General features: G+C 58.7%; 29 protein-coding genes. 27 read left to right on the top strand and 2 right to left on the bottom strand.

Features of this window, described 5'->3' with window-relative positions; all coding sequences use genetic code 11:
* Positions 1-9 precede the first annotated feature (9 nt).
* From aroA to CLV97_RS11095, 3 genes are all read left to right on the top strand, one after another.
* The gene (gene aroA / locus CLV97_RS11105) at positions 10-1,290 is read left to right on the top strand and encodes a 3-phosphoshikimate 1-carboxyvinyltransferase (RefSeq protein ID WP_106345598.1); all 1,281 of its coding nucleotides are present in this window, start codon (positions 10-12) and stop codon (positions 1,288-1,290) included.
* A 223-nt stretch (positions 1,291-1,513) separates the two neighbouring features.
* Positions 1,514-2,026, top strand: coding sequence for a hypothetical protein (locus CLV97_RS11100; RefSeq protein ID WP_106345597.1), 513 nt, complete (start codon positions 1,514-1,516; stop codon positions 2,024-2,026).
* A gap of 4 nt (positions 2,027-2,030) precedes the next feature.
* Positions 2,031-2,912 (top strand): zeta toxin family protein, encoded by an 882-nt coding sequence (locus tag CLV97_RS11095; protein WP_106345596.1) that lies wholly within the window; start codon positions 2,031-2,033, stop codon positions 2,910-2,912.
* Between the two features lie 141 nt (positions 2,913-3,053).
* On the opposite strand, the gene CLV97_RS11090 is transcribed toward CLV97_RS11095, so the two are convergent.
* Complete coding sequence (locus CLV97_RS11090; RefSeq protein WP_106345595.1) at positions 3,054-3,650, bottom strand: DUF3990 domain-containing protein; 597 nt, start codon at positions 3,648-3,650, stop codon at positions 3,054-3,056.
* Positions 3,651-3,804: 154 nt separating this feature from the next.
* Here CLV97_RS11090 and CLV97_RS11085 point away from each other — a divergent pair, with 154 nt between their 5' ends.
* The 11 genes from CLV97_RS11085 to CLV97_RS11035 all read left to right on the top strand — a co-directional run bounded on the left by CLV97_RS11085 (position 3,805) and on the right by CLV97_RS11035 (position 12,852).
* Positions 3,805-4,935: a hypothetical protein gene (locus CLV97_RS11085; protein ID WP_106345594.1), complete on the top strand. Its 1,131-nt coding sequence runs from the start codon at positions 3,805-3,807 to the stop codon at positions 4,933-4,935.
* Positions 4,936-5,030: 95 nt separating this feature from the next.
* Positions 5,031-5,579, top strand: coding sequence for a ReoY family proteolytic degradation factor (locus CLV97_RS11080; protein WP_106345593.1), 549 nt, complete (start codon positions 5,031-5,033; stop codon positions 5,577-5,579).
* 56 nt (positions 5,580-5,635) lie between these two features.
* On the top strand, positions 5,636-6,103 hold the full coding sequence (locus tag CLV97_RS11075; protein ID WP_106345592.1) for a DUF2487 family protein: 468 nt from the start codon (positions 5,636-5,638) through the stop codon (positions 6,101-6,103).
* A 136-nt stretch (positions 6,104-6,239) separates the two neighbouring features.
* Positions 6,240-6,770, top strand: coding sequence for a Rieske (2Fe-2S) protein (locus CLV97_RS11070; RefSeq protein WP_245891493.1), 531 nt, complete (start codon positions 6,240-6,242; stop codon positions 6,768-6,770).
* Between the two features lie 4 nt (positions 6,771-6,774).
* A complete protein-coding gene (qcrB, locus tag CLV97_RS11065; RefSeq protein WP_106345591.1) occupies positions 6,775-7,446 on the top strand; it encodes a menaquinol-cytochrome c reductase cytochrome b subunit in 672 nt (223 codons plus the stop codon).
* 26 nt (positions 7,447-7,472) lie between these two features.
* Positions 7,473-8,258: a menaquinol-cytochrome c reductase cytochrome b/c subunit gene (locus CLV97_RS11060; RefSeq protein WP_106345590.1), complete on the top strand. Its 786-nt coding sequence runs from the start codon at positions 7,473-7,475 to the stop codon at positions 8,256-8,258.
* Between the two features lie 56 nt (positions 8,259-8,314).
* On the top strand, positions 8,315-8,953 hold the full coding sequence (locus CLV97_RS11055; RefSeq protein ID WP_245891491.1) for a DUF1405 domain-containing protein: 639 nt from the start codon (positions 8,315-8,317) through the stop codon (positions 8,951-8,953).
* 174 nt (positions 8,954-9,127) lie between these two features.
* Positions 9,128-10,129, top strand: a complete 1,002-nt coding sequence (locus CLV97_RS11050; protein WP_245891489.1) for a TRAP transporter substrate-binding protein — start codon at positions 9,128-9,130, stop codon at positions 10,127-10,129.
* Between the two features lie 27 nt (positions 10,130-10,156).
* Positions 10,157-10,642: a TRAP transporter small permease gene (locus CLV97_RS11045; RefSeq protein ID WP_106345588.1), complete on the top strand. Its 486-nt coding sequence runs from the start codon at positions 10,157-10,159 to the stop codon at positions 10,640-10,642.
* Positions 10,642-11,907, top strand: a complete 1,266-nt coding sequence (locus CLV97_RS11040; RefSeq protein ID WP_106345587.1) for a TRAP transporter large permease — start codon at positions 10,642-10,644, stop codon at positions 11,905-11,907. Before CLV97_RS11045 ends, CLV97_RS11040 begins: the two co-directional genes overlap by 1 nt.
* A gap of 138 nt (positions 11,908-12,045) precedes the next feature.
* The gene (locus CLV97_RS11035) at positions 12,046-12,852 is read left to right on the top strand and encodes a sporulation protein YpjB (protein WP_170070472.1); all 807 of its coding nucleotides are present in this window, start codon (positions 12,046-12,048) and stop codon (positions 12,850-12,852) included.
* Positions 12,853-12,861: 9 nt separating this feature from the next.
* Here CLV97_RS11035 and CLV97_RS11030 read toward each other — a convergent pair whose 3' ends face one another.
* Entirely contained in the window at positions 12,862-13,728 is an 867-nt protein-coding gene (locus tag CLV97_RS11030) for a YitT family protein (protein WP_106345585.1), read from the bottom strand.
* 173 nt (positions 13,729-13,901) lie between these two features.
* Here CLV97_RS11030 and CLV97_RS11025 point away from each other — a divergent pair, with 173 nt between their 5' ends.
* From CLV97_RS11025 to ku, 13 genes are all read left to right on the top strand, one after another.
* Positions 13,902-14,234 (top strand): nucleotide pyrophosphohydrolase, encoded by a 333-nt coding sequence (locus CLV97_RS11025; RefSeq protein ID WP_425440566.1) that lies wholly within the window; start codon positions 13,902-13,904, stop codon positions 14,232-14,234.
* A 49-nt stretch (positions 14,235-14,283) separates the two neighbouring features.
* Positions 14,284-15,087: a 4-hydroxy-tetrahydrodipicolinate reductase gene (gene dapB / locus CLV97_RS11020; protein WP_106345584.1), complete on the top strand. Its 804-nt coding sequence runs from the start codon at positions 14,284-14,286 to the stop codon at positions 15,085-15,087.
* A 1-nt stretch (position 15,088) separates the two neighbouring features.
* Complete coding sequence (locus CLV97_RS11015; protein ID WP_170070471.1) at positions 15,089-16,093, top strand: 1-aminocyclopropane-1-carboxylate deaminase/D-cysteine desulfhydrase; 1,005 nt, start codon at positions 15,089-15,091, stop codon at positions 16,091-16,093.
* The gene (locus CLV97_RS11010; RefSeq protein WP_106345582.1) at positions 16,090-16,509 is read left to right on the top strand and encodes a methylglyoxal synthase; all 420 of its coding nucleotides are present in this window, start codon (positions 16,090-16,092) and stop codon (positions 16,507-16,509) included. Before CLV97_RS11015 ends, CLV97_RS11010 begins: the two co-directional genes overlap by 4 nt.
* The gene (gene bshB1, locus CLV97_RS11005; protein ID WP_106345581.1) at positions 16,506-17,216 is read left to right on the top strand and encodes a bacillithiol biosynthesis deacetylase BshB1; all 711 of its coding nucleotides are present in this window, start codon (positions 16,506-16,508) and stop codon (positions 17,214-17,216) included. The genes CLV97_RS11010 and bshB1 overlap by 4 nt, the downstream gene beginning before the upstream one ends.
* Positions 17,213-18,355, top strand: coding sequence for an N-acetyl-alpha-D-glucosaminyl L-malate synthase BshA (gene bshA, locus CLV97_RS11000; RefSeq protein ID WP_106345631.1), 1,143 nt, complete (start codon positions 17,213-17,215; stop codon positions 18,353-18,355). The genes bshB1 and bshA overlap by 4 nt, the downstream gene beginning before the upstream one ends.
* 5 nt (positions 18,356-18,360) lie before the next feature.
* A complete protein-coding gene (locus tag CLV97_RS10995; protein ID WP_170070470.1) occupies positions 18,361-19,611 on the top strand; it encodes a CCA tRNA nucleotidyltransferase in 1,251 nt (416 codons plus the stop codon).
* Positions 19,571-20,563, top strand: coding sequence for a biotin--[acetyl-CoA-carboxylase] ligase (locus tag CLV97_RS10990; protein WP_106345579.1), 993 nt, complete (start codon positions 19,571-19,573; stop codon positions 20,561-20,563). Before CLV97_RS10995 ends, CLV97_RS10990 begins: the two co-directional genes overlap by 41 nt.
* Before the next feature lie 190 nt (positions 20,564-20,753).
* The gene (gene panB, locus CLV97_RS10985) at positions 20,754-21,614 is read left to right on the top strand and encodes a 3-methyl-2-oxobutanoate hydroxymethyltransferase (protein WP_106345578.1); all 861 of its coding nucleotides are present in this window, start codon (positions 20,754-20,756) and stop codon (positions 21,612-21,614) included.
* Positions 21,611-22,483 (top strand): pantoate--beta-alanine ligase, encoded by an 873-nt coding sequence (gene panC, locus CLV97_RS10980; protein WP_106345577.1) that lies wholly within the window; start codon positions 21,611-21,613, stop codon positions 22,481-22,483. Before panB ends, panC begins: the two co-directional genes overlap by 4 nt.
* A complete protein-coding gene (panD, locus tag CLV97_RS10975; protein ID WP_106345576.1) occupies positions 22,468-22,857 on the top strand; it encodes an aspartate 1-decarboxylase in 390 nt (129 codons plus the stop codon). Before panC ends, panD begins: the two co-directional genes overlap by 16 nt.
* A gap of 99 nt (positions 22,858-22,956) precedes the next feature.
* The gene (locus CLV97_RS10970) at positions 22,957-24,327 is read left to right on the top strand and encodes a tetratricopeptide repeat protein (RefSeq protein ID WP_106345575.1); all 1,371 of its coding nucleotides are present in this window, start codon (positions 22,957-22,959) and stop codon (positions 24,325-24,327) included.
* A gap of 57 nt (positions 24,328-24,384) precedes the next feature.
* The gene (ku, locus tag CLV97_RS10965; protein ID WP_460416363.1) at positions 24,385-25,200 is read left to right on the top strand and encodes a non-homologous end joining protein Ku; all 816 of its coding nucleotides are present in this window, start codon (positions 24,385-24,387) and stop codon (positions 25,198-25,200) included.
* Positions 25,201-25,208: the final 8 nt, after the last annotated feature.

The following is a 25,208-nucleotide window of genomic DNA, read 5'->3' as shown; positions in this document are numbered from 1 at the left end:
AGAGTGTAGATGCTGAGAGTCGGAAGAGGAAAAGCCTTCAACAAAGTGCTCCGGGTTCCGGGGGACAAATCGATTTCCCACCGGGCGGTGATGCTCGGAGCCATCGCCGACGGAACGACAAGGATTGAGAATTTTTTGCCCGGTGACGATTGTCACCATACCATCGAGTGTTTTCAGCGTTTGGGCGTGAAGATCGAGCGAGAGGGGGCCACCACCCTGACCGTTCACGGGAAGGGATGGAAGGGACTCCGGGAGCCGGATCAATGCCTGGATGTGGGCAATTCCGGAACGACGATCCGCCTGCTGTTGGGCATTCTGGCCGGCAGCCCCTTTTTTTCCACGGTATACGGGGACGCATCGATTGCCCGCCGACCGATGGCCCGAGTGGTGGAACCCCTTCGCCGGATGGGGGCCCGGATCGACGGCCGCGCTGGCGGGAGATTCGCCCCCCTTGCTGTGCGCGGGGGAGAGCTGAAGGGAATTGAATACCACAGCCCCGTAGCGAGCGCCCAGGTGAAGTCCTGCCTCTTGCTCGCGGGACTTCGGGCGGAGGGATGGACGAAGGTGAAGGAACCGCACCCTTCCCGGGATCACACCGAACGGATGCTGAAAGCCTTTGGCGCGGAGCTTTCTCTGGGAGAAGGGGCGGTATCCGTCAGGGGAGGACAAAGCCTTGCCGGCTGTCATGTCCGAGTGCCCGGAGACATCTCCTCGGCCGCCTTTCTTTTCGCGGCCGCTCTGCTGGTTCCCGGCAGCCGGGTGACGGTCCGGGACGTGGGGATTAATCCCACCCGAACGGGCATTCTGGATGTGTTTCGATCGATGGGAGCGGAGGTGACCGTGACCCCCACGGATCAGTGGTGCGGCGAACCGGTGGGGGATGTCACCGTGGCCGGCGGGCCGCTTCGGGGAGTCGAGGTGGGCGGCGATTTGATTCCCCGCTTGATCGACGAGATCCCGGTATTGGCAGTGGTGGCCACCCAGGCGGAGGGAAGGACGGTGATCCGGGATGCCGCCGAGTTGAAGGTGAAGGAGAGCAACCGGATCGCCACGGTGGCGGAGGAACTCCGCAAGATGGGGGCGCAGGTGGACGAGACGTCGGACGGGCTGATCATCGAAGGGCCCACTTCCCTGCAGGGAGCTCTGCTGGACAGCCACGGAGACCACCGGATCGGAATGGCCATGGCGGTCGCCGGCCTCGCTTCCGAAGGGGAAGTGCGGGTGAAGGGCGCGGAAGCCATTTCCGTTTCCTTTCCCAATTTCGCCGAGATTCTCAAGGAATTGGAATGAAGACATAAAGGAATATTCGAGGAAAACAGGCAGAGGGAATCCATCTGAAAATTGAGAATTACCTGTTGACATGCTGTAGGACCCTTTGTATAATGAAACTACAGTATGGTTTCTCTCCACTCCTATCCATAATCGTGCACGTTCTGTGCCATCCGCCTGCTCGACGGGCGGTTCTTTTTTTTGCGCGAGGGACATACCCTGACAGGGAAGGGAGGGGGGAGGCATGAATGGAAGGGTCGGACCGCTGATGGCGGAGATGGTTTTCGTACTCGTCTCCGTCGCCTTTCTCAAGGAATGGCTGTTTCCCCTTTTCATCAGATACTGGTTCACCGACGCGGAACTGGCATCCGCGCAACTGGAGCGGACCGCGATCCTCACGGGAGCGATCACCGCGCTCATATACGCCGGATTGGGCTCGGCGGCCAAACACGTGTACGGTCTCTCATACGCGCGATCTTTGGGAGCTTTTGCGGCGGTTCATGCGCCAGTGCTGATCGGCTGGGCCCCCCCTTTGGCGTCCCTTTCCATCGTTCGCTCCGTCCGAGTTACCTGGGAAGGGCTGATGGGGGATGCCCTCGGGATCTTTCGGCTCATGGACCCCGATCTCCTTCCCGGAGCGACGATTCTCCTGACGCTTCTGCTCTACACGGCGGGACGGGGAGTCCGGATCGTGGACAGAGACCAGCGGGGCGAAACGGACAGACACCGCGCGAAAATCCGCCATTTTCGGAGCTGATCGCATGCCGGCCAAATTCTGTCTGAAGCGGGGGATCAAGATCATCACGGCCATGCTGCGGAGAGGGAACGCCGACCCTTTTGTCCGCTCCCGAAAACCTTTCAGAGACACCAAGATGATGCACACGGTCGGCCGCCGATATACGGAAGAGAGGCACAGGCTGCACAGGAAGATTGTCAGGAGAATCGCGGAAAAAGCAGAAGGCCATCATAAAGGCGCTCCGATCGCCATCTTGATCGGCGGGGGCACCGCTTCAGGAAAGACAACTCTCCGCAAGGGACTTGTTCAAAGGGAATTGAAGAAGCGGAGGATCAAAGCCGCACTGATTGACCCGGATGAATTGAAAGCTCGCATTCCCGAATACAAAGGGTTTCAAAAGACGGACCCGAAGCGCGCGGCCAGCCTCGTGCACCGGGAGTCCTGCGATATCGGGGCCCTGCTGCTTAAGCGCCTGATGTCGGAGCGCAAAAGTTTCATCTATGAGGGGACCATGGCCAGAACGGGTCAATACATACGGCTGGTGGAGCGCTTGAGGGGGGCCGGCTACAGAATAGTGGTTTTCGTTGCCGATGTCCCTCTCCGGATAGCCAAACGGCGGGCCGTTGAGCGGGCGCGACGCACCGGTAGAACCGTGCCTGCGCGCGTCATCGAGATCACCCATCGATTGGTTCCGGGGACGTTGGAGGCCATCAAGGACCGTGTGGATTGCTATTGGGTGTATGATATGGAAAAGGGTCCGAAACTGATCGCCTCCAAGGAGTATGTGGACGGGGGGCGGTATGATCGCTTTTTGAAGAAAGGACAGAGGGGGAGGCGAAAGAGGAAAGCGAAGATCGCCCGGAAAGCGGATTTGGCCGATGATGTTTTGAACCCGCCGGGCCCCTGAAGGGATCGCGGCGCTTTCTGGTCTTTTCCCGCGGGTGCGGGTGCCGTCAGGATTACTTCACAGGGTTGAGCGCTTGTATTGAGGGCGGCAACGCGCGTTCAGAGGTGGCCGGGTCCCGAGTACCCGAGAGGGAGATCAATTTCACAGCCGGGATGGAAGATACCCGTTTTCCCTGAGCTTCAACCCGGCTTTCGGCTTCGTCTGCGAAAGGACCACCACCGTTCCGCCGCTCAGACATTGAAGGGCGCGCGGGCTGTTCAGGGATAATTGGTCTTTGCGGAAAGCCAAACGGATTCGACCGGGGATGAGGCGGTGCCACCCCGCCACCGGCCCGTAGACAAAATCATAGGGATGTTGGATCCCTGCGCGGCAGCGGGTGACAAAGGATGCCCAACGGCGGCGGTATATCGGCCATTCCGGATCGCGAGGAGTGGGAAAGACCTTGCCGCGCAGGGTGCGCAGCCGGCCGACGTCCAGATGGAATATCAGATAGGCCGGCTGTTGCGTGTCCGAATGTTGCCAAAAGTCCTCTTCGGACATCTTGAGCCGCTTTAGCAGAAGGGGATGCACCTGGGGGTGCAGCGCCCGAACCTTTGCCCATTTTTTTGCTTGCTTCAGATGAAAGGTGACATAAAAGCCCCGGCCGAAATCGGTCAAAGGGCGCTGCACCGACAACCAGACGCCGTATCGTCGAATCACCTTGGCGGAAAACAGATTGGTCCCGTGGTATACAATCATGGGGGTGCTCCTTTGCCCGGTATCCAACACATCCTATGCGGATTTCAAGAAAAGGGGACCCGGAAGGAAAAGGAGAACGGGAGGCAAATAAGGCATATTTTCCCTGTTTCTGCACACACTAACGTCCAAAGAAGCGGAAACGGGGAGATGAGCGGTGAACTTCGCCGAGCTGTTGACCTACACCGATATCGATCAGCTGAACCGGATCCGGAAGACTTACGGATTCGAGGGGAGCGTCCATTCCAAAAACGAATTGATCCGAACACTCCTGTGCCATCTCGGCAGGAGACAAGAGCTGGCCGAACAGATACGGGGGTGTGATGCGGTTCAGACCCGCTTTTTGCAATTGGTTTTTTTTGATTATCGGGACGTATTCAGCATGGAGGAGCTCCTGGGCAAGGCGAAGGCCGCCTGGGGAGAGGAAGAGGGGGATTCCCGGAGTCTGATCCTTTGGCTCCTCAAGAGGGGATGGCTGTTTCCGGGGGTCACCCTGCGCACGCGCCACCTGTACCAGGTTCCCAGGGATTTGAAGGAGCGGATCAATCGCCTGTTTGCGGAGGAATTTCTGGAGGATGCCAGCGATGAACCGGTGGCCTACCGCGATGAGCAGGGGATGCTTGCGCAGGACCTGAGCCGCTTTCTGGCCTTCGTGATGCATAACGAGGTGCCGCTCACCGCGGATGGAGCGATTTATCGCCAGCATCAGCGGAAACTGTTCAAAACCTTCATCGTGCCGGAAAAACCGGTTGAAAAAAAGGGATGGAGATTCGGTTTCGGGCGCCGGTATCATTTGTATCCCGACCGGTTTTCGCTGATCTACGATTATGCCTACTACCAAGGTTACATCACCGAAGAGGAAACGGGATGGATCCGTTTAACGGAGAAAGGAGCGGGGAAAATATTAAATAAGGAAACGGAACCCGGCCAAGAGATGTACCGCTTTTGGCTGCGCCTCTACCGAAAACCCGTTCCCCATCTCCCGGTCGTGGTCCGCTGGATCGATCTCCTTGCGCGGGGAAGATGGACCCCGGTCGAGGTGATCCAAAGGGCCGTCAACGGCTGGATCGAGCCCTATTATTACGAGACGGCGGAATCCCTTCTGCGGCGGATTCTGAAGATGATGATGCATCTCGGGGTTATCCGGATGGGAGAGGGAGCGGACGGAGAGAAGCTGGTGTCCGTCACCGATGAGGGACATGCGCTGATCACCGGCATTTCGGGCTTTACCGAAGAGGGATTGGACGACCGCTTTTCAAATCCTTTATCTGGAAACCGGATGGTGTGAGGAGGAAATTCCGCCGGTCGTGTGGAATTTAGGAATTAAGAGGAAACCGCCGCCGGAAAATCGCGGAATATTCAATCGTCGAAGGGAGGATTGCGATGGGCGATGTGAGCATATCCGACAAGAAGGATTTTATCCAGTGGTTTTTGAATCGTTATGAACTTCGAAAGCGTGAGTCGGCCTGGCTGCTCAGTTACCTCTCCTCCGACGATGAGCTGCTCAAACGCGTTCATTTTGTTGAAAACTTAAGAAATTTGCCAAAAACGATTGTGATATCGACGCGCTGCATCCGCATGACCTCCTTCAAGTTCACAAAAAACAACCGGGTGAGCACGGACGTCGAGACGGCGTTTTACGATATTCGTTCCTGTCCCCATGAAGACATCTATATCGGCCTGTACTTCAAGGACCGTTCAGCTTGTCCGGAATACGCCGCAGTATTGGAGGTTAATCCCATGGAGAGACAAGATCTTGTTCAAGACACTCTGTTGGGGCTGTTGGCGGAGATCGTCCTCGATCAGGCGATCAGGGACTTTCGTGAACGCGAGTTGTACCGGCAGATTGATCAGGCCTTGGCGGAAGGGGACGAAGCGAAGTTTTTACAATTAACCGAAGAATGGCGGAACCTGGTGGAACAAAAGAGGTGATTTAGGGTATAATGCTCGGAAAAGACCGGGCATTTTTTTTGTGAAAGGTGTTTTCCATGCAATTGACAACGATGCATCAGGAAGAATGGACGAAGGTCGCTCCGTATGTCGACACTCTCTGCCTCCCGGTTTACCGCCTCTTCCTTTCGGAGAAGCAGATCCACCTGGAAGAGAGGCGGATCGTCGAAGCGGTAGCGGAACGGGTGGAGAGGGCGCTCACGGGACGATTGCTTCTGCTGCCCGCGATCGCTTATGAAGGGGGGGATCGGGAAGCCTTTCGCGCCTACCTGAGCAGCGTCTTGGCGGAATTGGTCCGTTCGGCCTTTCATCATTTCGTGGTCATTTTGCCGGAGGAGTTGGCGGAAGCGGCGGAAGATCGCGGAAAGATCACGGTTCATCCGTTGCCCGTCCGGGAAGAGGCGACGGAGGAGGAGATCGATGAATGGGCGGAGGTGCTGCAGGAACGGATCGTCGGCCTGTGGCAGGGGGTGAGTGATGAAAACGCCTCCGGCGAGGAAAGCTAAAAGAGTCCCGAGGCCTGCAGGTTGCGACGCTTTTCTTGACATGCGGTGAGACGGTTGGCTATCATGGATATGTCCTAGCGCTGATGGTTCCGGTCCGGTGGACGTTTAACCCGTATAGAGGGAGGTCGGATGCGTCGTGAGTGAAGAGGAGAAAGAGCGGCGAAAGAAGGGGATCTCCCGCCGTAAATTCCTCACTTACACCTTGGGGGGAACGGGCGGATTCCTCGCCTCGGTGATGCTTTACCCGATGGTTCGGTTCGCCGTCGACCCCGTGACGAAAAAAGGGGCGGAAGCGGAGTTTGTCGACGTCGGTCCCGTCGACGAATTCAACGAAACCTACAAATCCGTCCAGTTCTCCATCAAGCAGGAAGACGGGTGGTACACGCCCAAAGAGGGGATGAAGCTGACCGCCTGGGTGCGGAAGAACCCCAACGGGGAAATCGTCGCCCTCTCTCCCGTCTGCAAGCATTTGGGATGCACGGTGACATGGGAGGGCAATCCCCAATTCAAGAACGAGTTTTTTTGTCCGTGCCACTTCGGCCGGTACGACGAAAACGGGGTGAACATTCCCGGTACTCCACCTACGGCTCCCCTGGACATGTACGAGACGAAGGTGGAGAACGGAAGGCTCCTCCTGGGCAAGATCTTGCCGCGAACGGGGGTGTAATGGGATGCTGCGAAAGATCTATGACTGGTTGGACCACCGTTTGGACATTACGCCGATGTGGCGCGGCTTGGCCGATCACGAGGTGCCTGAGCACGTCAACCCGGCCCACTATTTTTCCGCGTTCATCTATTGTTTCGGCGGTCTGACCTTTTTCATCGTGGTGATTCAGATTTTGTCCGGGATGTTTCTGACGATGTACTACGTGCCGGACATCGTTCACGCCCATGCGAGCGTGAAATATTTGCAGAATGAAGTGGCCTTCGGCCAAATCGTCCGGGGAATGCACCACTGGGGCGCCAGCGTGGCGATCGTCATGTTGTTCCTCCACACCCTGCGCGTCTTCTTCACCGGTGCCTACAAGCACCCCCGGGAATTCAACTGGGTGATCGGCATCCTGCTCTTTTTTGTGATGTTGGGGCTCGGCTTCACCGGTTACCTGCTGCCGTGGGACAACAAGGCGTATTTCGCCACCAAGGTAGGGGTTGAAATCGCGGCGTCCGTCCCGGTCATCGGTCCGACCATCGCCTCTTTCCTACTGGGAGGGGATATCGTCGGAGCGCGGACGCTGGCCCGATTCTTTGCTCTCCACGTGTTTTTCCTCCCGGCAGCCTTGTTGGCGCTGTTAGGAGCCCACTTTTTCCTGATCCGGAGACAGGGCATCTCCGGGCCGCTATAAGGCGAACGCGTTAGGGGGGAGATCGCTTGGCACACGATAATGGAAACCACAAGGAAATTATTTATGTCGGGGATTCGAAGGTTCGCGCCAACGGGCCCAAGCCGGCCCCGAAGGATTATTCCGAGTTCCCCGGCAGGACGGAGCCGTTTTTCCCCAACTTTCTCCTGAAAGAGTGGATGGTGGCTGTCGTTGTTCTCGTCGGGTTCATGACGCTGGTGATGGTGGAGGAACCGCCCCTCGAAAAACTGGCCGACCCGAACGATACCAGCTACATTCCCGTTCCCGACTGGTACTTCCTGTTTTTGTACCAGCTGCTCAAGTTTAAGTGGGCTGCCGGCCCCTTCGTGGTGATCGGCACGGTGGTGATCCCGGGGATCGCCTTTACCGCTCTCCTTTTGGCTCCTTGGCTGGACCGGAGCAAGGAACGGCGTCCCCTCAAGCGGCCGGTTACCACGGGCTTGATGGTATTGACGCTCGTGGCCATGGTGATTCTCACCTGGCAAGCCGTGGATGAGCACGAGAAACAGATGGCATCCGCCCCCTCGGGTGGAGGGGATGGCGGCGGCGAAATCGTCGCCCCCGATGATCCCGCCTATACGGATATTTACAAGAATCAAGCCTGTGCCCAGTGTCACGGCGAAAACCTGGAAGGGGTAAACGGACCGTCCCTTCTCGGCGTCGGGAAGAAGTTGAAGGCTGAGGACATCATGCAGATCATCGACAACGGCCGGGGAGCCATGCCTCCCGGTACCTTCCAGGGAACGGACGAGGAGAAAAAGAAGCTGGCCGAATGGCTGGCCAAGCAGAAATAAAAAATCGCACCCGGGCCGCTCGGCCCGGGCTTTTTTGCGTGAAGGGGGATGACCGATTGGTTCCGCTGCGCGGGTTTTTGATGGATAACCTGGATCGTCCCTGGATGTTGTGGTCGCTCTTTGCGGTCAACCTGCTCGGGTCCATCTACGGATTTTACTGGTACAAGGATCAGCTGATGACGACCGCAAGCTGGCTCAATCTGTTCGTTCCGGACAGTCCTACGGCCAGCAGCGCTTTTACCCTGGTGCTGCTGCTGTACGCCCTCCGGAGGAGGAGCCCCCTCATCGAGGCCTTCGCCGCCGTTACGCTGTTCAAGTACGGGGTTTGGGCGGTGGCCGTCATTCTCCTGGGGGGAATCGCGGCCACCGAACCCTTTTTGGAATCCCTGCACTGGACGGACTGGATGCTGATGTTCTCCCATACGGGGATGGCGGTGGAGGCGATCCTGTACAGCCGGTTTTTTACTTATCAGCGACATCACTTGGTGCTGGTCGGAAGTTGGACCCTGTTGAACGACGGGATGGACTACCTCCTGGATATCCATCCCTGGCTGCCGGCATCCATCAGCCATCTGGACGGATGGATCGGGCTTTTCACCCTGGGGCTCTCCTTCGTCAGTCTGCTCCTGTTTGCCCGGCTCGGGCTCCCGCCAAGGGAGGAGCGGAAATGGAGCTTCCGGTTGGTCGGCATGTAAGAAGGCTTCCGGGAGGGTTTTCCCTCCCGGGATTGTGGGGTTGGAAAAACGGGAGGGGCGGAGGTTAAAATTGACGCAAATTTATTAAGTAAATATGAAAAAATTTGACTCTTAAAAAGTATTTGATGTATACTCATGGTAGTCGTTTTTCCTGAAAAAGGGGGTTGCTCATCCGTGAAAAAGCGCCTTTTCGCAACGGCTTCCATTATTTTTTTATTCGCCCTCCTGTCGACGGGATGCGGAGGGAAAAGTGACGCCGGAGACGGAGAAATCGTGCTCAAGGTGGGTCACATCGCTCCGGAGGAGCATTCCTACGCGAAGGGATTCAATCAGTTTGCCGAGGCGGTGGAAAAGGAGACCGGCGGCAAAGTCAAATTCGAAATATACGGAAACGGGCAATTGGGCGGCGAGAGGGAAATCATCGAGCAAGTGCAGCTCGGGTCACTGGATATGACGGTGGTTACCGCGGGGCCTGTCGGTAATTTCGTGGAGGAATTTTCGGTATTGGAGATGCCCTTCTTGTTCCGAGACCTGGACCATGTGTACAAGACGCTGGATGGGGAGATCGGTCAAGAGCTGATGGGCGAGCTGGAAAAGGCGGGATTTAAAGCCCTCGGCATCTGGGAAAACGGGATGCGCCATCTAACCAATAACAAGAGGCCGATCCGCTCTCCGGAGGACTTGAAGGGAATGAAGATGCGGACGGTGGAAAACGACGTCTATGTGGAGACATACAGAGCCCTGGGAGCCGATCCGACTCCGATCGCCTTCCCGGAGGTGTACACCTCCCTGCAGCAGCATGTCGTGGACGGTTTGGACTCCTCTTACGGTGTCTTCCACTCCACCAAATTGTATGAAGTGCAGAATCATTTGAGCGAAGTCGGCATTTACTATGCGGCGGCACCACTTTTGATGAATAAAGACAAGTTCGAATCGCTTCCGGAGGATGTGCAGCAGGTTCTCGTTGAAAAAGGGAGAGAATTTGCCGAGGTTCAGCGTCAGATCAATCAGGAGATGGAAAAGGAACAAAAGGAGGATTTCATCAAAAAAGGCGGGAAAGTGGTGGAGGCGAAGGACTTGGATCTGGAAGCGTTCCGGAAGGCGGTTCAGCCGGTCTATGAAAAATACAGGGACCGTTTCGGGGACATGGTGGAGCGGATTGAAGCAGTGAAATGAAGCAATCATCCTGGGGGTCGGGCTTTCTTGTGGAACAAAGCGATCAGAGGGATCAACCGGACCGTGGAAAATTTGACGGCTCTCTTTCTGGCCGCGATGGTGGTTCTGATCTTCCTGCAGATTCTCATGCGCCTTGTCATGGCTAAGTCGTTCTCTTGGACTGAAGAAGCGGCGCGCTATCTCATGATTTGGTTGACTTTCCTGGCCGCATCCTACGGATTCCGGCGCGGCGCCCACGTCGGCGTCTCGGTGATCGTCGAACGCCTCCCGATGCGGTTTCAGAGATGGGTTCAGGCGGTGGCCGGACTTGTGTGCCTCGTGTTTTTCGCGCTGCTGGTGATTTTCGGGTTCGAATTGATGGATCGGTCGATGATGCAGCACTCGCCGGCCCTCAATTTCCCGATGGGATACGTCTATTCAGTGATTCCGATCAGCGGAATCCTCATGGCCTTGAACCTGATCGATGTGCTCATCCGGACGATTCGGACGGGAAGAGGAGGGGAGCGGAGCTGATGGCCATTTTGTTATTCGTCGTCTTTTTGATCCTACTCGTCATCAATGTTCCGATCGCCATCGGCCTGGCGATGTCCGCGGTGATCGTGCTGGCCGCAAGTTCCGAAATCCCGCTGGTCATGCTTCCGCAGAAGATGTTTGCCGCGATGGATTCCTTCCCGCTCATGGCGGCTCCCTTTTTTATTCTGGCCGGAAAGCTGATGGAGCACGGAGGTATTTCCGAGCGGCTCGTACAATTTGCCAACAGTCTGGTCGGCCGGATCCGGGGCGGGCTGGCCCATGTATCCATTATCGCCTGCATGTTTTTTGCCGCGGTTTCGGGTTCGGCCACCGCCACGACGGCCGCGGTGGGAGGGATCATGATTCCGGCGATGGTGCGGGCCGGCTATGACCGACCCTTTTCGACGGCGGTGCAATCGGTTGCCGGCACAACGGGCATTCTCATCCCGCCGAGCGTCCCGATGGTGCTGTATGGGGTATCCGCGGGAGCATCCATCAGCACCCTGTTTCTCGCGGGAATCGTTCCCGGGATCCTGGTAGGCTTGTCCCTGATGGCGGCGGCTTACCTCATGAGCCGGAGCCGCGGATACCGTACCGACGATCAGAAGGTCAGCCTGAGGGAGATCGGCCGCCGATTCGTCCGTTCCTTCCCGGCGATCTTTATGCCCGTCATCATTCTCGGTGGCATTTACAGCGGCCTGTTCACCCCGACCGAGGCGTCGGTGGTCGCTGTCGTGTACGGTCTGGTTGTGGGGGTGTTCGTGTATAAGGAGCTCGACCTGAACAAATTGCGGGGAATCTTTGTATCTTCGGCCGAAACCACTTCGGTCATCCTGTTGATGATCGGGACGGCGGCTCTGTTCGGCATGGTGTTGACCCGGGAACAGGTTCCGCAAAGCGTGGCGGAATGGTTGGCGAGCGCCAATCTGTCATCAATCGAAGTATTGCTGCTTGTCAACCTGCTCCTGCTCCTGGTCGGCACCTTCATGGAGGTGATCGCGGCGATCATCATCCTGACGCCGATTTTGCTTCCGGTGGTGACGGGTATCGGCGTGGATCCCATTCATTTCGGCGTGATCATGATCACCAATCTGGCGATCGGGCTGATCACCCCGCCGGTGGGGCTCTCGCTGTATGTCGGTTCCCAGGTGGGGGGTGTGCGGTTCGAAAAGCTGGTGCGGGCGGTGTTCCCCTTTTTGTGGATCATGATCGTGGACGTCCTGTTGGTCACGTTCGTTCCCGGTCTCACCTTGATCGGAGATTAGGGGGCTTTTTCAGGAATCGGCTTGCAGTCCGGCCCTCTTCGGCGCACAAAATCCCTTTCATACCCGGGACAGGCACCGTATATGTATGGTAGAAGAAAAAGCTTTTGCAATCAGGTCGTGAAAGGGAGACGAAATATTGTGTACAAGCCGCAGATTTTGCGATGGTTGGCCATCGTTTCGATCATCGTCTTCATCCTTTCTCCCGCCCTGGGGAGAGCGGACCGGGCCGATGCCGACTCCTGGACAAAACAGGCGGAAGAGATTCATCGGCTGGTGAAGGAGAAGAAATGGGCGGAGGCGCGGAAACCGCTGGCCCGCTTGGCGGCCGATTTTTCCCGGGCGGATTTTTCCGATGAGAGGGTGTCCATCGAGGCGATCCACACCCTGTCCGAATGCCTGCTCGATCTGGAAGGGAAGCTGAACCAGATCCGTCCCGATCAGGAATTGATCCTCGCTTCGGCGGTCCGGCTCCGCTTGGCCTTCGACGCCCTTTCCCATCCGAATCAGCCGCTGTGGCTCGAACGCTACCCGGAAATGATGCGGAAAATCGAACAATTGGAGCAGGCGGTGCAATCGGGGAACGAGGGGGAAGTGCGGGAGGCGGTCGAAAAGCTGTTCAACGAGTACCAGTTGATCCGCCCCGCTGTCGTGGTGTCCAAGACGCCCCAGACGACGGCCAAGGTGGATTCGATGATCGCGTTTATCCGCGGTCAGTCCGACGGCGCGGAACGGGATCGTCAAGGGCTGATGAACGGGGTGAAGCGATTCAAGCAGATGATGGAACCGCTCTTTTACGGGTCGGAGGAGGAGGTGATCGCCCTGGCCCGGTGGACCGATCCACCGGAGGTTCTCCCGTTTCTGTGGGTGGGGGCGGTGATTGCCTCGGTGCTCGCCTACGTGGGATGGAGGAAATACCGGGCGGAACAGGTGGCGGTGCGAGGGTGAGGGGGCCTGTCAGGCCCCTTCGGGAGATTCCTTTTCATAGGTAAACCCTTCTCCCAGCACATCCCTCACATCGTGCACGGTCACGAAGGCGTAGGGATCCACCGAATGCACCAAATGTTTCAGGCGGGGGAGTTCCGGGCGGCTGAGGACGACGAAGAGAACCTCTTTTTCGGTTCCGGTGTACGCTCCTTTCCCCTTCAGCAGGGTCACCCCTCGGTTCATCTCCTTGGTGATCCGCTCGGAGATGGCCGCGGCGGAGTTGGAGATGATGGTGACGCCCTTGGCGGCGTTCAAGCCTTCCACGACGAAATCGACCACCCGGGCGCCGACGAATACGGCCACCAGCGTGTACATCGCCTTTTCCCTGCCGATGTGAAAGGCGGACAGGGCGATGACGACGAAGTCGAAGACCATGAAGGTGCGTCCGATGCTCCAGTCCAAGTATTTTTGGGCCAAGCGGGCGATGATGTCCACCCCTCCGGTGGTGCCGCCGGTGCGGAAGATCAGGCCGAGGCCGACGCCGACCAACACGCCTGTGTAGAGAGCGGCGAGCAGCAGGTCACCGGGCAGGGGATCGCCCCAGCCTTCGGTGAGCCACAAAAAAAAGGAAACGGCATTGGTGCCGATAATGGTGTAGATCAGCGTCTGTTTGCCGAACACTTTGTAACCGATGAAATACAGGGGAATGTTCAGGGTGAAGATGACCAGCCCCGGGGAGAGGCCGAACAAATAGTGGACGAGCAGGGCAATTCCGGTAAACCCGCCTTCCCCCAGCTTGTTTGGCACCGCAAAATAGTTGATGCCCAGGGAGAAGATAAAGGCTCCCGCGAGAATCATGAGGATGTTTTTTGCGTGCTTCTTTATCTGCTTATTCATCGAGATCGCCTCCGAGTGATTCGAATGCGAAGAAACGGCCGGCATTTCCGGCCGTTTCGCTGTTCAATCCCGCTTTATTATACATACCCCCGAAGGCCAAGGCAATACGGAGAGGGTTTGTTTTCGTGGGACAATTGAGTTACCATGGAGGAGAAATCGGAGGGATGCAGCAGATGGACGGGAAAACCCTGAGACAGTTGCAGCAGGAAGTGGATGCGTATATCGGTCAATTCCGCGAAGGGTATTTCAAACCGCTCTCCATGCTGGCGCGGATGGCCGAGGAAGTGGGCGAACTGGCCCGCGAAGTGAATCACCGATACGGGGAAAAGCCGAAAAAACCCGATGAGGCCGAGGGAGAAATCGCGATGGAACTGGCGGATATCCTGTTCATCGTGATCTGTTTCGCCAATTCCATGGGCATCGACCTGGAAGAGGCCTTCAATCGGGTGATGCACAAATACAATACCCGGGACGCCGACCGGTGGACCCGGGTCGATTCGGAATGAACGGAAGGGAGGGGAGCGTTTCGGCTGCGGCGGCCGGAACGCACAGACCGTGAAACCGATCCGGGTTGCCGTTGCGGGGGCAAACGGCCGGATGGGCCGTGAAGTGGTAAAGATGTTGGTTCAGGATGAGACCTTTGAATTCGTCCGCGGCATTTCCCGCACGCAAGGAGGAAAGGATGTCGGGGAATCGATCGGCCTCGGCTCTCTGGGGGTCACCTTTTCCGATTCCCTGGAGTCGGCGCTTTTGGAGAACCGGCCGGACGTGCTGGTTGATTTCACCATTCCCGCGGCGGTCAAGCGTCATGCCGAAATCGCCCTGGAGATGGGGGTTCGTCCGGTGGTGGGAACCACCGGCTTGGCGGAGGGGGAGATCGCAGAACTCGCCCGCTTGAGCGAAGAGCGCCGGGTGGGGGCGGTGATCGCCCCGAACTTCGCCATCGGCGCGGTACTGATGATGATGTTCGCCGCCCGGGCGGCCAAATATTTTCCCCACGTGGAGATCATCGAGATGCACCACGACCGGAAACTGGACGCTCCTTCGGGCACGTCCCTCAAGACGGCGGAGATGATCGCCCGAAATCGGCCCGAGATCCGTCAGGGACATCCCGAAGAAAAGGAAACTCTGGAGGGGGCCCGGGGCGGATATCGACACGGGTTCCGCATTCACAGCATCCGGTTGCCGGGGATGGTCGCCCACCAGGAAGTGATTTTCGGGGGTCCCGGGCAAACGCTGACCCTGCGCCACGATTCGATTCACCGGGAATCGTTCATGCCGGGCGTCAAGCTGGCCATTCAAAAGGTGATGAATCTCGACCGCCTGGTCTACGGTCTGGAACATCTCCTGGAGGAGTAGGGTGAGAAGAGTGAAATCTTTTTCCCGCGTTTCGTTGCTGTGGGGAGAGACCCCGATCCATCCCCTTCCCCGTTTCGCCGAGGCGATCGGGCTTAAGAGTTGTTGGATCAAACGGGACGATTTGACGGGGATCGCCTTCGGCGGAAACAAGCTGCGCAAATTGGAATACCTGCTCGGGGACGCGATTTCCAGGGGATGCGATCTGCTCATCACCGGAGGGAGCCCCCAGTCCAATCACGCCCGGCTGACCGCGGCGGTGGCCCGGAAAGCGGGCATGGACGTGTGGCTCTGTTTTTCCGGGAGAAACCCTGGAGAAGAACAGGGAAATCTGCTGCTCGACAAACTTTTCGGGGCATCCATCCGCATGACGGGCAAGTACGGCTCGGAGGCCTTGCTGGCTGCGATGGAGGAGCTGGCCCGTGAGGCGGAAGGGGAAGGGCGAAAACCCTACGTGATTCCCGTGGGCGGCTCCACTCCGATCGGTGATTACGGGTACAAACGGGCCTGGGATGAGTGGCGCCGACAAGCGGACAAGTTGAGTCTTCCGCCCATCGACTACCTCGTGGTTCCCGTAGGAACCGGCGGCACGCTGGCGGGCTTGGCCGCGGGGAAGCGGCTTTCGCCGGCGCCGGTCGGTCTCGTCGGGTTCAGCGTGTGGCAGAAGGCTTCCGTCGCCCGCGCGGAAACCCTGCGACTGGAGCGGTCTCTGCTTTCACAATTGGGGGTCGATGGCGGAGAAGAGGGCGACTATCTGATTTTCGACGAGTATATCGGTCCCAAGTACGGCGTTCCGTCCCGGGAGGGAATGGAGGCGATCCGTCTGCTGGCCTGGACGGAGGGGATTCTGGTCGATCCCGTGTATACGGCCAAGGCCCTGGCGGGAGTGATCGGTCTGGCGCGCCGGGGAGACTGGAAGGACAAGCGGGTTCTTTTTTGGCACACCGGCGGCACGCCGGCGCTCTTCACCCATGCCAAAACCCTCGCGGACGGGGTGGAAAGGGTATGAACATCGCTCTGATCGCCCACGATCGGAAAAAGGATGAGATGGTTCGCTTTGCCATCGCCTACAAACACCTGCTTAAAAAGCATCGCCTCTTTGCCACGGGAACCACGGGAAAGCGGATTGCCGAAGCCGCCGGGCTGTCGGTTCACCGCTTTTTGTCGGGCCCGTTGGGCGGCGATCAGCAGATCGGGGCCAAAGTGGCGGAGAACGAAATGGACTGCATCATTTTTTTGCGGGATCCTTTGACCGCCCAGCCCCATGAACCGGACATCCTTGCCCTGCTGCGCCTGGCCGACGTTCACCAGATCCCGCTGGCCACCAATCTGGCCACGGCGGAAGTGTTGATTCGATCGATCGAACAGGGGGATTTCGCCTGGAGGGATGTCGTCAAAAGCGGAAGGAGGCGGAAGGAGGAGTGAAACCGAAAGAATCCACCCCGGTGGCGATCCTCGCCTTCGGGGCGCATCCCGATGATGTGGAAATCGGGGCGGGGGGCATCCTGGCCAAGCATGCGAAGGCCGGGCGCAGAACGGTCATCTGCGATCTGACGGAGGCGGAGCTTTCCTCCAACGGCACGGTGGAGACCCGGAGGGGGGAAGCCCGCAGAGCGGGTGAAATCCTGGGGCTTGCGGACCGGATCAATCTGGGGTTTCCCGACAGGGGGCTGGGGAGCCGGGAACAGATTGAACAGATGGCCCGGGTGATTCGACGTTTCCGCCCCCGGGTGGTGCTGGCTCCTTATCCGAAGGATCGCCATCCGGATCATGTCGCCGCCGGACAGATGGTGAAGGAAGCGGTGTTCGACGCCGGGATCCGCAAGCTGGACCTGGGCGGGGATTTGCCCGCCCACCGGGTGGAGCGGCTTTACTATTATTTCATCAATGATATCGACCGGCCGCACCTGATCGTCGACATCAGCGAGGTTTACGAACAAAAAGAGGCGGCGATCCTTGCATACCGGAGCCAGTTTCTCCGGAAAGAGGGGGAAGTGGACACCCCCCTCAACCGACCTCAATACCTGGCGATGGTTCGGGGACGCGCCCAGCTTTGGGGGCAACAAATCGGCGCGGACTATGCGGAAGGGCTGGCGGCGGACCGCCCCCCTTCCGTGGAGTGGCTCGCATGAGAAGGGAGAAAACCCGATTGAATATCGGCATCACCTGCTATCCGACCCATGGGGGTTCCGGCGTGATCGCCACGGAGTTGGGCAAGTGGATGGCCGAGAAGGAGCATGAAGTTCATTTTATCACCCACGATATGCCCTTTCGTCTCGGGCGGTTTGACCGGAACATTTTTTATCACGGAGTGGAAGCCAATCAATACGCGGTCTTCAAATACCCCCCTTACGACCTGGCGCTGGCCAGCCGGATGGCTCAGGTGGCCAAGGTTCATCGTTTGGACCTGCTCCATGTGCATTACGCGGTGCCCCACGCCATCTGCGCCTACCTGGCCAAGCAGATGGTCGGTCCCGGGCTGAAGGTGGTGACCACCCTGCACGGGACGGATATCACCGTGTTGGGAGAGGATTCCTCCCTTCGGGATATCATCTGTTTCGGCATTCGCGAGAGCGATGCGGTGACCGCCGTCTCCAAGGATTTGGTCAAGCAGACCCGGGAGTTGTTCCGGATCGAACGCCCGATCGACCTCGTCTACAATTTCGTCGACTGCCGGGTCTACTATCCCCGGGAGGTATCGGGTTGGCGGCGGGAGATCGCTCGCCCCGGCGAAAAAATTCTGCTGCACATATCCAATTTCCGTCCCGTCAAGCGGGCGACCGACGTGATTCGCATCTTTCATCGGGTCCGGGAGCAGGTGCCGGCCCGGCTTTTGATGATCGGAGAGGGGCCGGAATGGTCGCGGGCGGTGCAGCTGGTGCAGGAGCTCAATATCGAACCCTATGTGGAGTTCCTGGGTAAGAAAGACGAAGTGGCCCAATGGATTTCCCTGGCCGATCTCCTGCTCCTTCCCTCGGAGAAGGAGAGCTTCGGCCTGGTTGCTCTGGAGGCGATGGCCTGCGGCGTTCCCACGGTCGGATCGGATACCGGCGGGCTGCCGGAGGTGGTCGTCCACGGGCAGACGGGCTATTTGGCCGGGGTGGGCGATGTGGAAACCATGGCGCGTTATGCGGTTCGTTTGCTGACCGATCCGGACCTCCACCGCAAGTTCTCGGAGAGCGGTATCGCCCGCGTCCGGAAATATTTTTGCGTGGATCGGGTTGCAGAGCAGTATGAGGCCATCTATCGCCGCGTGCTCGGGGAGGGATGAGGAGGATGGATCCCTGCCAGGCCGCTCTGTCGATTGTCAACGCGTTGGAGGAAGCCGGATTTCAGGCCTATCTGGTGGGCGGATGCGTTCGCGATCGGCTGCTCGGAAGAGAGCCGGAGGATTATGACGTCTGCACCGACGCCCGGCCGGAACAGATTCAAACCCTGTTTCCGCGAACGATCGCCACGGGCATCCGCCACGGGACGGTGACCGTCATCGCGGGAGGGCACCCGGTGGAGGTGACCACCTTCCGCGTCGAAGGCGCGTACCGGGATGGGCGCAGACCCTCCCATGTCCGTTTTGTTCGGCGTGTGGAGGAGGATTTGGCCCGGAGGGATTTCACCATCAATGCGATGGCAGTGGACCGGAGGGGAAGGCTCATCGATCCCTTCGGCGGTCAAGGGGATCTAAAGAGGCGGGTGATCCGGACAGTCGGGGCAGCTGATGACCGCTTTCGGGAAGATGCCCTCCGGATGGTGCGGGCGATTCGCCTCGCGGCGCAACTCGAATTCACCCTTCACCCGGAAACGGAGGAAGCGATCCGGCGGATGGCTCCCGATTTGGCCCGCCTGTCGGTGGAAAGGGTTGTCCAGGAGTTGGAGAAAATCTGGAAGACCCGCCGGTCGTCAAAGGCCATCGCCTCCTTGTTTCGGCTGGGGATGATGGACCACCTCCCCCCCTTCCGCCGGTGGGAGTTGCCCTCCTCTGCTTGTCTTTCCCCCTTGACCGTCCTGGATGAGGCCCCTTCCCGTCGGATGCGCTGGGCGCTCCTGCTCCATCTGTGCGGTCAAAAGCCGGAGGAGGCAGCCAGGCGCCTCAGGGAACTCCGCCTTCCGAGGCGGGATGTGGAGGAAATCGGCCGGCTGTATCGCTCCGCCGCATCCTGGCCCCCTATCCTGACGGAAGAAGAGGGAAAGAGAAGGATTTTCCGCGACGGAATCCGGTTTTGCCGGGAAGCGCTGGAGTTATCCCAAAGGCTGGGGGCGATCGATGCGGAGGAGCGCCTGGGCCAGTCCGAAGCGTTAAACCGTTGGAGCGACGAGATGCCGATCCGCCGGATGGGGGAATTGGCCGTGAACGGGAAGGATCTGATCGATGCAACGGGCCGTCCCTCCGGCCCCTGGGTGGGGCACACCCTGGAGCGCTTGGCGGATGCGGTCATCCTGGGGCGACTGGCCAACGATCATCAACAGCTGATAGAGGAAGGTGTTCGGATTGGGAGGGACACGACAGCAGATCCTGGCGATGATGATTGAAAAAGGGGACGACTTCGTGTCAGGGGAGGAAATCAGTCGGAAGCTCGGCCTCAGCCGGACCGCCGTCTGGAAGCACATTGAGGAGCTGCGGCGGGAGGGTTATCAAATTGAGGCGCGCCAAAGAAGTGGATATAGACTGGTTTGTATACCAGACCGCATACTGCAAGAAGAAATCACCCGAAACCTCTCCACCCGCTCCTTCGGCCGCGCCCTTCGCACCTTGAAGACCGTCGACTCCACGCAAATGGTCGCCCATCAGTGGGCCCAGGAAGGGGCGCCCGAAGGGGCGGCGGTCATCTCCGAAGAACAGACGGCCGGGCGGGGAAGGCTGGGCCGGTCCTGGCACTCGCCGCCGGGTTCGGGCATCTGGATGAGCCTCATCCTCCGCCCTCCCATCCCGATTGCTCGTGCGCCCCAGCTGACGTTGATGGCTTCGGTCGGGATCACCCGCGCTCTCCAACGGGAGACGTGCCTTCCGGTTCGGATCAAATGGCCCAATGATCTGCTGATCCGGGACAAGAAGGTGTGCGGCATCCTGACGGAGCTTCGCGGTGAGCAGGACCGGGTTCATTATGTGGTGCTGGGTGCAGGGATCAACGTGAATATCGGCGTGGAGGCGTGGCCGCCGGATCTTAGAGAGAAGGTGACTTCCCTCTCGACGGAAGCGGGAAGGACCTTTCGGCGCTCTCCCTTGATTGCCGCCATTTTGGAGGAGCTGGAGAAGATTTATGAGCAGTACCTGCACCAGGGCTTTTCGACGATCCGGAAGGAGTGGGAAAGGCTGTCGGGTATCCTCGGCCGCCCGGTCACAGCACGAAACCCGGATGGAGAGATGACGGGGATCGCCCGGGGATTGAACGAGGACGGCGCTTTGCTCCTGGAGACGGAAGGGGGACTGACTCCGGTCTACTCGGCGGAAATCAGCGCGGGTTGCGAAACCCGACCTTTTTGATTAACCTAGAAGAGAAGGCGGCATCCGAGAGGAGCCGTACTGACGGATTTCTTCGTTCAATTGAAAACATTCTGCTTCGAGCCCGAGGGACGGAGACAGAGGATTGGCGAAAAAGGAGCGCCTTTGGTCCTTTGTGGGCTGAAGGCGTTTTTTCTTCTCCTCCCCGGAGCCGCAAACAGGGGGGAAACACATGGGCAAGGCTTCAAAGGTGACGACTCGTTCTCTCTCCCGGATGAAGAAAAAGGGAGAGCCCATCGCCATGCTGACGGCCTACGATTACCCGTCGGCCAGGTTGGCGGAGGCGGCGGGCGTCGATGTCATCCTGGTCGGGGATTCTCTCGGAATGGTTGTGTTGGGCTACGATTCAACCGTCTCCGTCACCCTGGACGACATGATGCATCACACCAAGGCGGTGGTCCGGGGTTCCAAACGGGCCATGGTTGTGGCCGATCTTCCTTTCTTGACGGCTCATCTGGGAAAGGAGGAGGTTCTCAGGTTGGCCGGCCGCCTGATGCAGGAGGGCGGAGCCCAGGGGGTGAAAATGGAGGGCGGCGAGGCGATCGTTGACGCGGTGCGGGCCTGCACAGCCGCCGGAATTCCGGTGATGGGCCACCTGGGTTTGACTCCCCAATCGGTGCACCAGTTGGGGGGATACCGGATTCAGGGAAAGGATGCGGAGGTGGCCCGGCGCATTCTCCGGGAGGCGCGCATGCTGGAGGAGGCCGGCATCTTTGCCCTGGTGCTGGAGTGCGTTCCGGAGGAACTGGCCCGGGAAATCACCAGGGCGGTCGGCGTCCCCACCATCGGGATCGGGGCGGGGCGCCATTGCGACGGGCAAGTTCTGGTTTATCACGACGTGTTGCAGATGGCCAGCGATCTCAAGCCCTCCTTTGTCAAGGCTTACGCCGAAGTGGGCGATCAGATACTGGGCGCCCTTCGCCGTTATGTGGAAGATGTCCGCGAAAGGCGGTTCCCGGAAGAGGAGCACGTCTTTCACTCCTCCGAAGTTCAGGCGTCCCTGTACGGCGGGAGAGGGGGAGATAAAGGATGAAAACCGTGGAAACCGTCAAGGAGTTGCGATCTTGTCTCCGCCCCCTGAGGGACCGGCGAATCGGCCTGGTCCCCACCATGGGATACCTGCATGAGGGTCATGTTTCCCTGATCCGGAAAGCCCGGGAGGAATGCGATGTCGTGGTGCTTTCCGTCTTCGTCAATCCCCTTCAGTTTGGCCCTCAGGAAGATTTTGCGCGATACCCCCGGGATCTGGAGAGGGACGCCCGGATCGCCGAACAGGCGGGCGTCGATTTTCTCTTCGCCCCGCCCGTGGAAGAGATGTATCCGCAACAGCCGCTCACCAAAGTGACCGTTTCGCAATTGACCGACCGGTTGTGCGGCGCCTCCCGCCCCGGCCACTTCGACGGAGTGGCCACGGTGGTGGCCAAGTTGTTCCACATCGTCGAACCGGATCGCGCCTATTTCGGAATGAAGGATGCCCAGCAGGTGGCCGTGGTGGAACAAATGGTCCGGGATCTCCACTTTCCCGTGACGGTGGTTCCCTGTCCCACGGTGCGGGAGGAGGACGGACTGGCCCTCAGTTCCCGAAATGTCTACCTGTCCGCCGAGGAGCGGAGCCAGGCGACCGTTTTGTCCGCGGGTCTTCGTGAAGTGGCCGAGAAGGTGAAACGCGGGGAAATGACCCTGGCAAGCCAGGCGATCGATTATCTGAAGCGGCGGATTTCCTCCAAACCCCTGGCCCGGATCGATTATGTGGACGTGCTTGCCTTCCCCGAACTGACTCCGGTGAAAGAGCTTACAGGGCGACGGGTGATCGTCGCCGTCGCCGTCCGATTCGGATCCACCCGCCTGATCGACAACATCATTCTGCACGAAAAGGAGGATCTGCCATGTTCCGCACGATGATGAAGGCCAAAATTCACCGGGCCACCGTGACTGAAGCCAATCTCAACTACGTGGGAAGCGTCACCATCGACGAAGAACTGCTCGAGCGGGTGGATATTTTGCCCAACGAGAAGGTACAGATCGTCAACAACAACAACGGGGCCCGGATGGAAACCTACGTGATTCCCGGACCCCGGGGCAGCCGGACTGTCTGCCTAAACGGCGCCGCGGCCCGATTGGTGCAACCGGGCGACAAGGTGATTATCATCGCCTATGCCCTGATGGATGAAAAGGAAATTGCAAACCACCGTCCCCGGATCGCCATCATGGGTGAAGAAAACGAAATTATCGAGGTGATCGGTGAAGAGCTCCACGGAACGGTGATTACCTCCTGATCCGTCCGTTTTGATCCGTCGGGAAAATCCCGGCGGATTTTTTTATTTCCACTGGACATAATCCCCTGTAGCATCCCTTGGTGGTCGAGGAGGGTCCAAATGTTTCACCAGTGGATACAAACAGTGAAGGGAGCGCTGAAGGATATCGAAAGGAAGTACCCTGCCAGCCCGCCGGCGGAAAGGGAGCGACTGCGGGAGAGGTTTTTTCAGATCAAGAGGGTTTGCGACAACCTCCTGGAGACCTGGGCCGACATCGAAGATCAGATCGCCCGCCTGTCCCGCGAGCATCCGGAGTTGGCGGAGGAGGGGGAGGAACTGGAGGGGGAATTTGAACTGGATGAGATGGTGGTGCGCCGCTTCCGTCAAGGGCAGGGGTTTTATCAATTGAACATGTTCGTCGAAGCGGAAGAAGCCTTCCGGGAAGTTGTGGAGGAGGAGCCGGAATTTTTGCTGGGACGGATGTACCTGGCCTTGAGCCACTTTCAGAAAGGAAAGATGGATGAAGCCCACCGGCATTTTCAGTTGATCGCCTCCACGACGAATCACGACGTGTTTATCGCCTTCGCCCATCACATGATGGGGTGTGTCCGCGTCCGGGAGGGGGATGAGCGGGGGGCGATCCGTCAGTTCCGGAAAGCCCTCTCCTATCGGCAAAACGAGGGGGACACCTGGTTCAATCTGGGTGCTTGCCACTATCGGCTCGGTGAGTATCACGAAGCGATCCCCTGTTTTTATCAGGCCCTGCTGTTGGATGAAAATGACGGCGAATCGATGTGGATGCTGGCCAATTGCCATCGAAAATTGAAGCAGTGGGACAGCGTCGCCTACTGGCGGATGATGGCCTTTGAAAAGACCGACAGCCTGCAGGTGATGGAAACCATCGCCCGGGATTACGAAGAGATGGGAGAGACGGAAAAGGCCATCTCCTGGTATCGCAAAATTCTCAGTCGGGATGCGAGGCGGATCGCCGCATATCAGGGAATGGGCTGGAACACCTGGGTTGCCGGCAGGGGTCGGGAGGCCCTGGCCTGGTTGAAGAAGGGGTTGTCACTGGCGCCCGGGGATCCGGACCTCCTGTTCACCTACGCCTGGATTTTGTTGGAACATGGAGATGTCGGAAAGGTGGAAGCGATCATCAACCGCATTCCCGTGGAATGGTCGGAGCAGCCCCTGTGGTTGGTGATCCGCTCCCGGGTGTTCACCCACCGGACCAACTTTGAAGAGGCGCAGCTGGCGGCCGAGCGGGTCATCGAGCAGGAGAAGCCCCGGATTCGAGCGCTCGGGCATTATCAGCTGGGCAGGGTGTTGTTGGAGAAAGGAGACGCCGCGCGGGCGGCCAGCCACTTCCGGAAAGCCCGCGATCTGGACTCCGGCTGGAAAGATCCCCTCTTTTACGAAGGGGTTTGTCACATGCTCGAAGGACGGCCCGAAGAGACCCGGAATTGTTGGACAGAGTTGGTCCGAAGCTGATGTCCCCTGGATTTTCCTCGGTGAATCATCTTCCGGACGCTCATCCTAAGAAAGGAGGTGATCGGGTTGCACACCATATGGAAGGGATCGATCAGTTTCGGACTGGTGAACATTCCGGTGCGCATGTACGCGGCGACGGACGAAAAGCAGGTCTCGTTCCGCCATCTTCACCGGCCGTGCAAAACGCCCATCCGCTACACCCGCACCTGTCCCACGTGCAACAAGGAGGTTTCCTGGGACGAGGTGGTCAAGGGGTACGAATACGCCGACGGGCGATTCGTGTTGATGGAAAAGGAGGAACTGGAGTCGATCCTTCCGGACAATCGCCGTTCCATCGAAATATTGGACTTTGTGGACCTCAAGGAGATCGACCCGATCTATTTCGACCGTTCTTACTTTCTCGGTCCCGGAGACACCGGGGAGAGGGCTTACGCCCTATTGCGGGAAGCCATTGAATCGACAGGAAAGATCGGAGTGGCTCAACTGACGATCCGATCCAAGCAGTCGCTGGCGGTCGTCCGGTCCTACCGGCGCTCGCTGGTGATGGAAACCATTTTCTACCCCGACGAGGTGCGAAACGCCGATCGGGTGCCCGGATTGCCGGAGGAAACGGAGCTGCCGGAGAAGGAGCTGGAAATGGCCCGACAGCTGATCGGGAACTTGTCCACTTCCTTTGATCCCGAAAAATACAAGGACCGTTACCGCGAGTCCCTCGAGGCGATCATCGAGAAGAAGATTCGCGGGGAGGAAATCGTCGAGGCGCCCGAAACCCGCCCGGAGAAGGTGGTCGATCTGATGGAAGCCCTCAAGGCCAGTCTGGAAGCGACCCAGCCCAAGGGGAAAGGGAAGCGGAAGAAAAAGTCGGGCGGCTGAGCGCAGGA

Source organism: Planifilum fimeticola (genome assembly GCF_003001905.1).
Taxonomy (GTDB): domain Bacteria; phylum Bacillota; class Bacilli; order Thermoactinomycetales; family DSM-44946; genus Planifilum; species Planifilum fimeticola.
The sequence above is the reverse complement of the archived record's forward strand: the minus strand, read 5'-3'. Positions and strand labels throughout refer to the sequence as shown.

Bases quoted from the DNA above. Each gene is read 5' to 3' on its own strand.
- CLV97_RS11030 (WP_106345585.1), bottom strand. From the start codon at position 13,728: ATGAATAAGCAGATAAAGAAGCACGCAAAAAACATCCTCATGATTCTC.
- panD (WP_106345576.1), top strand. From the start codon at position 22,468: ATGTTCCGCACGATGATGAAGGCCAAAATTCACCGGGCCACCGTGACT.
- CLV97_RS11100 (WP_106345597.1), top strand. From the start codon at position 1,514: ATGAATGGAAGGGTCGGACCGCTGATGGCGGAGATGGTTTTCGTACTC.
- CLV97_RS11090 (WP_106345595.1), bottom strand. From the start codon at position 3,650: ATGATTGTATACCACGGGACCAATCTGTTTTCCGCCAAGGTGATTCGA.
- CLV97_RS11095 (WP_106345596.1), top strand. From the start codon at position 2,031: ATGCCGGCCAAATTCTGTCTGAAGCGGGGGATCAAGATCATCACGGCC.
- CLV97_RS11040 (WP_106345587.1), top strand. From the start codon at position 10,642: ATGGCCATTTTGTTATTCGTCGTCTTTTTGATCCTACTCGTCATCAAT.
- qcrB (WP_106345591.1), top strand. From the start codon at position 6,775: ATGCTGCGAAAGATCTATGACTGGTTGGACCACCGTTTGGACATTACG.
- CLV97_RS10970 (WP_106345575.1), top strand. From the start codon at position 22,957: ATGTTTCACCAGTGGATACAAACAGTGAAGGGAGCGCTGAAGGATATC.
- CLV97_RS11010 (WP_106345582.1), top strand. From the start codon at position 16,090: ATGAACATCGCTCTGATCGCCCACGATCGGAAAAAGGATGAGATGGTT.
- CLV97_RS11025 (WP_425440566.1), top strand. From the start codon at position 13,902: ATGGACGGGAAAACCCTGAGACAGTTGCAGCAGGAAGTGGATGCGTAT.
- CLV97_RS11075 (WP_106345592.1), top strand. From the start codon at position 5,636: ATGCAATTGACAACGATGCATCAGGAAGAATGGACGAAGGTCGCTCCG.
- aroA (WP_106345598.1), top strand. From the start codon at position 10: ATGCTGAGAGTCGGAAGAGGAAAAGCCTTCAACAAAGTGCTCCGGGTT.
- CLV97_RS10995 (WP_170070470.1), top strand. From the start codon at position 18,361: ATGGATCCCTGCCAGGCCGCTCTGTCGATTGTCAACGCGTTGGAGGAA.
- panB (WP_106345578.1), top strand. From the start codon at position 20,754: ATGGGCAAGGCTTCAAAGGTGACGACTCGTTCTCTCTCCCGGATGAAG.
- panC (WP_106345577.1), top strand. From the start codon at position 21,611: ATGAAAACCGTGGAAACCGTCAAGGAGTTGCGATCTTGTCTCCGCCCC.
- CLV97_RS11080 (WP_106345593.1), top strand. From the start codon at position 5,031: ATGGGCGATGTGAGCATATCCGACAAGAAGGATTTTATCCAGTGGTTT.
- bshA (WP_106345631.1), top strand. From the start codon at position 17,213: ATGAGAAGGGAGAAAACCCGATTGAATATCGGCATCACCTGCTATCCG.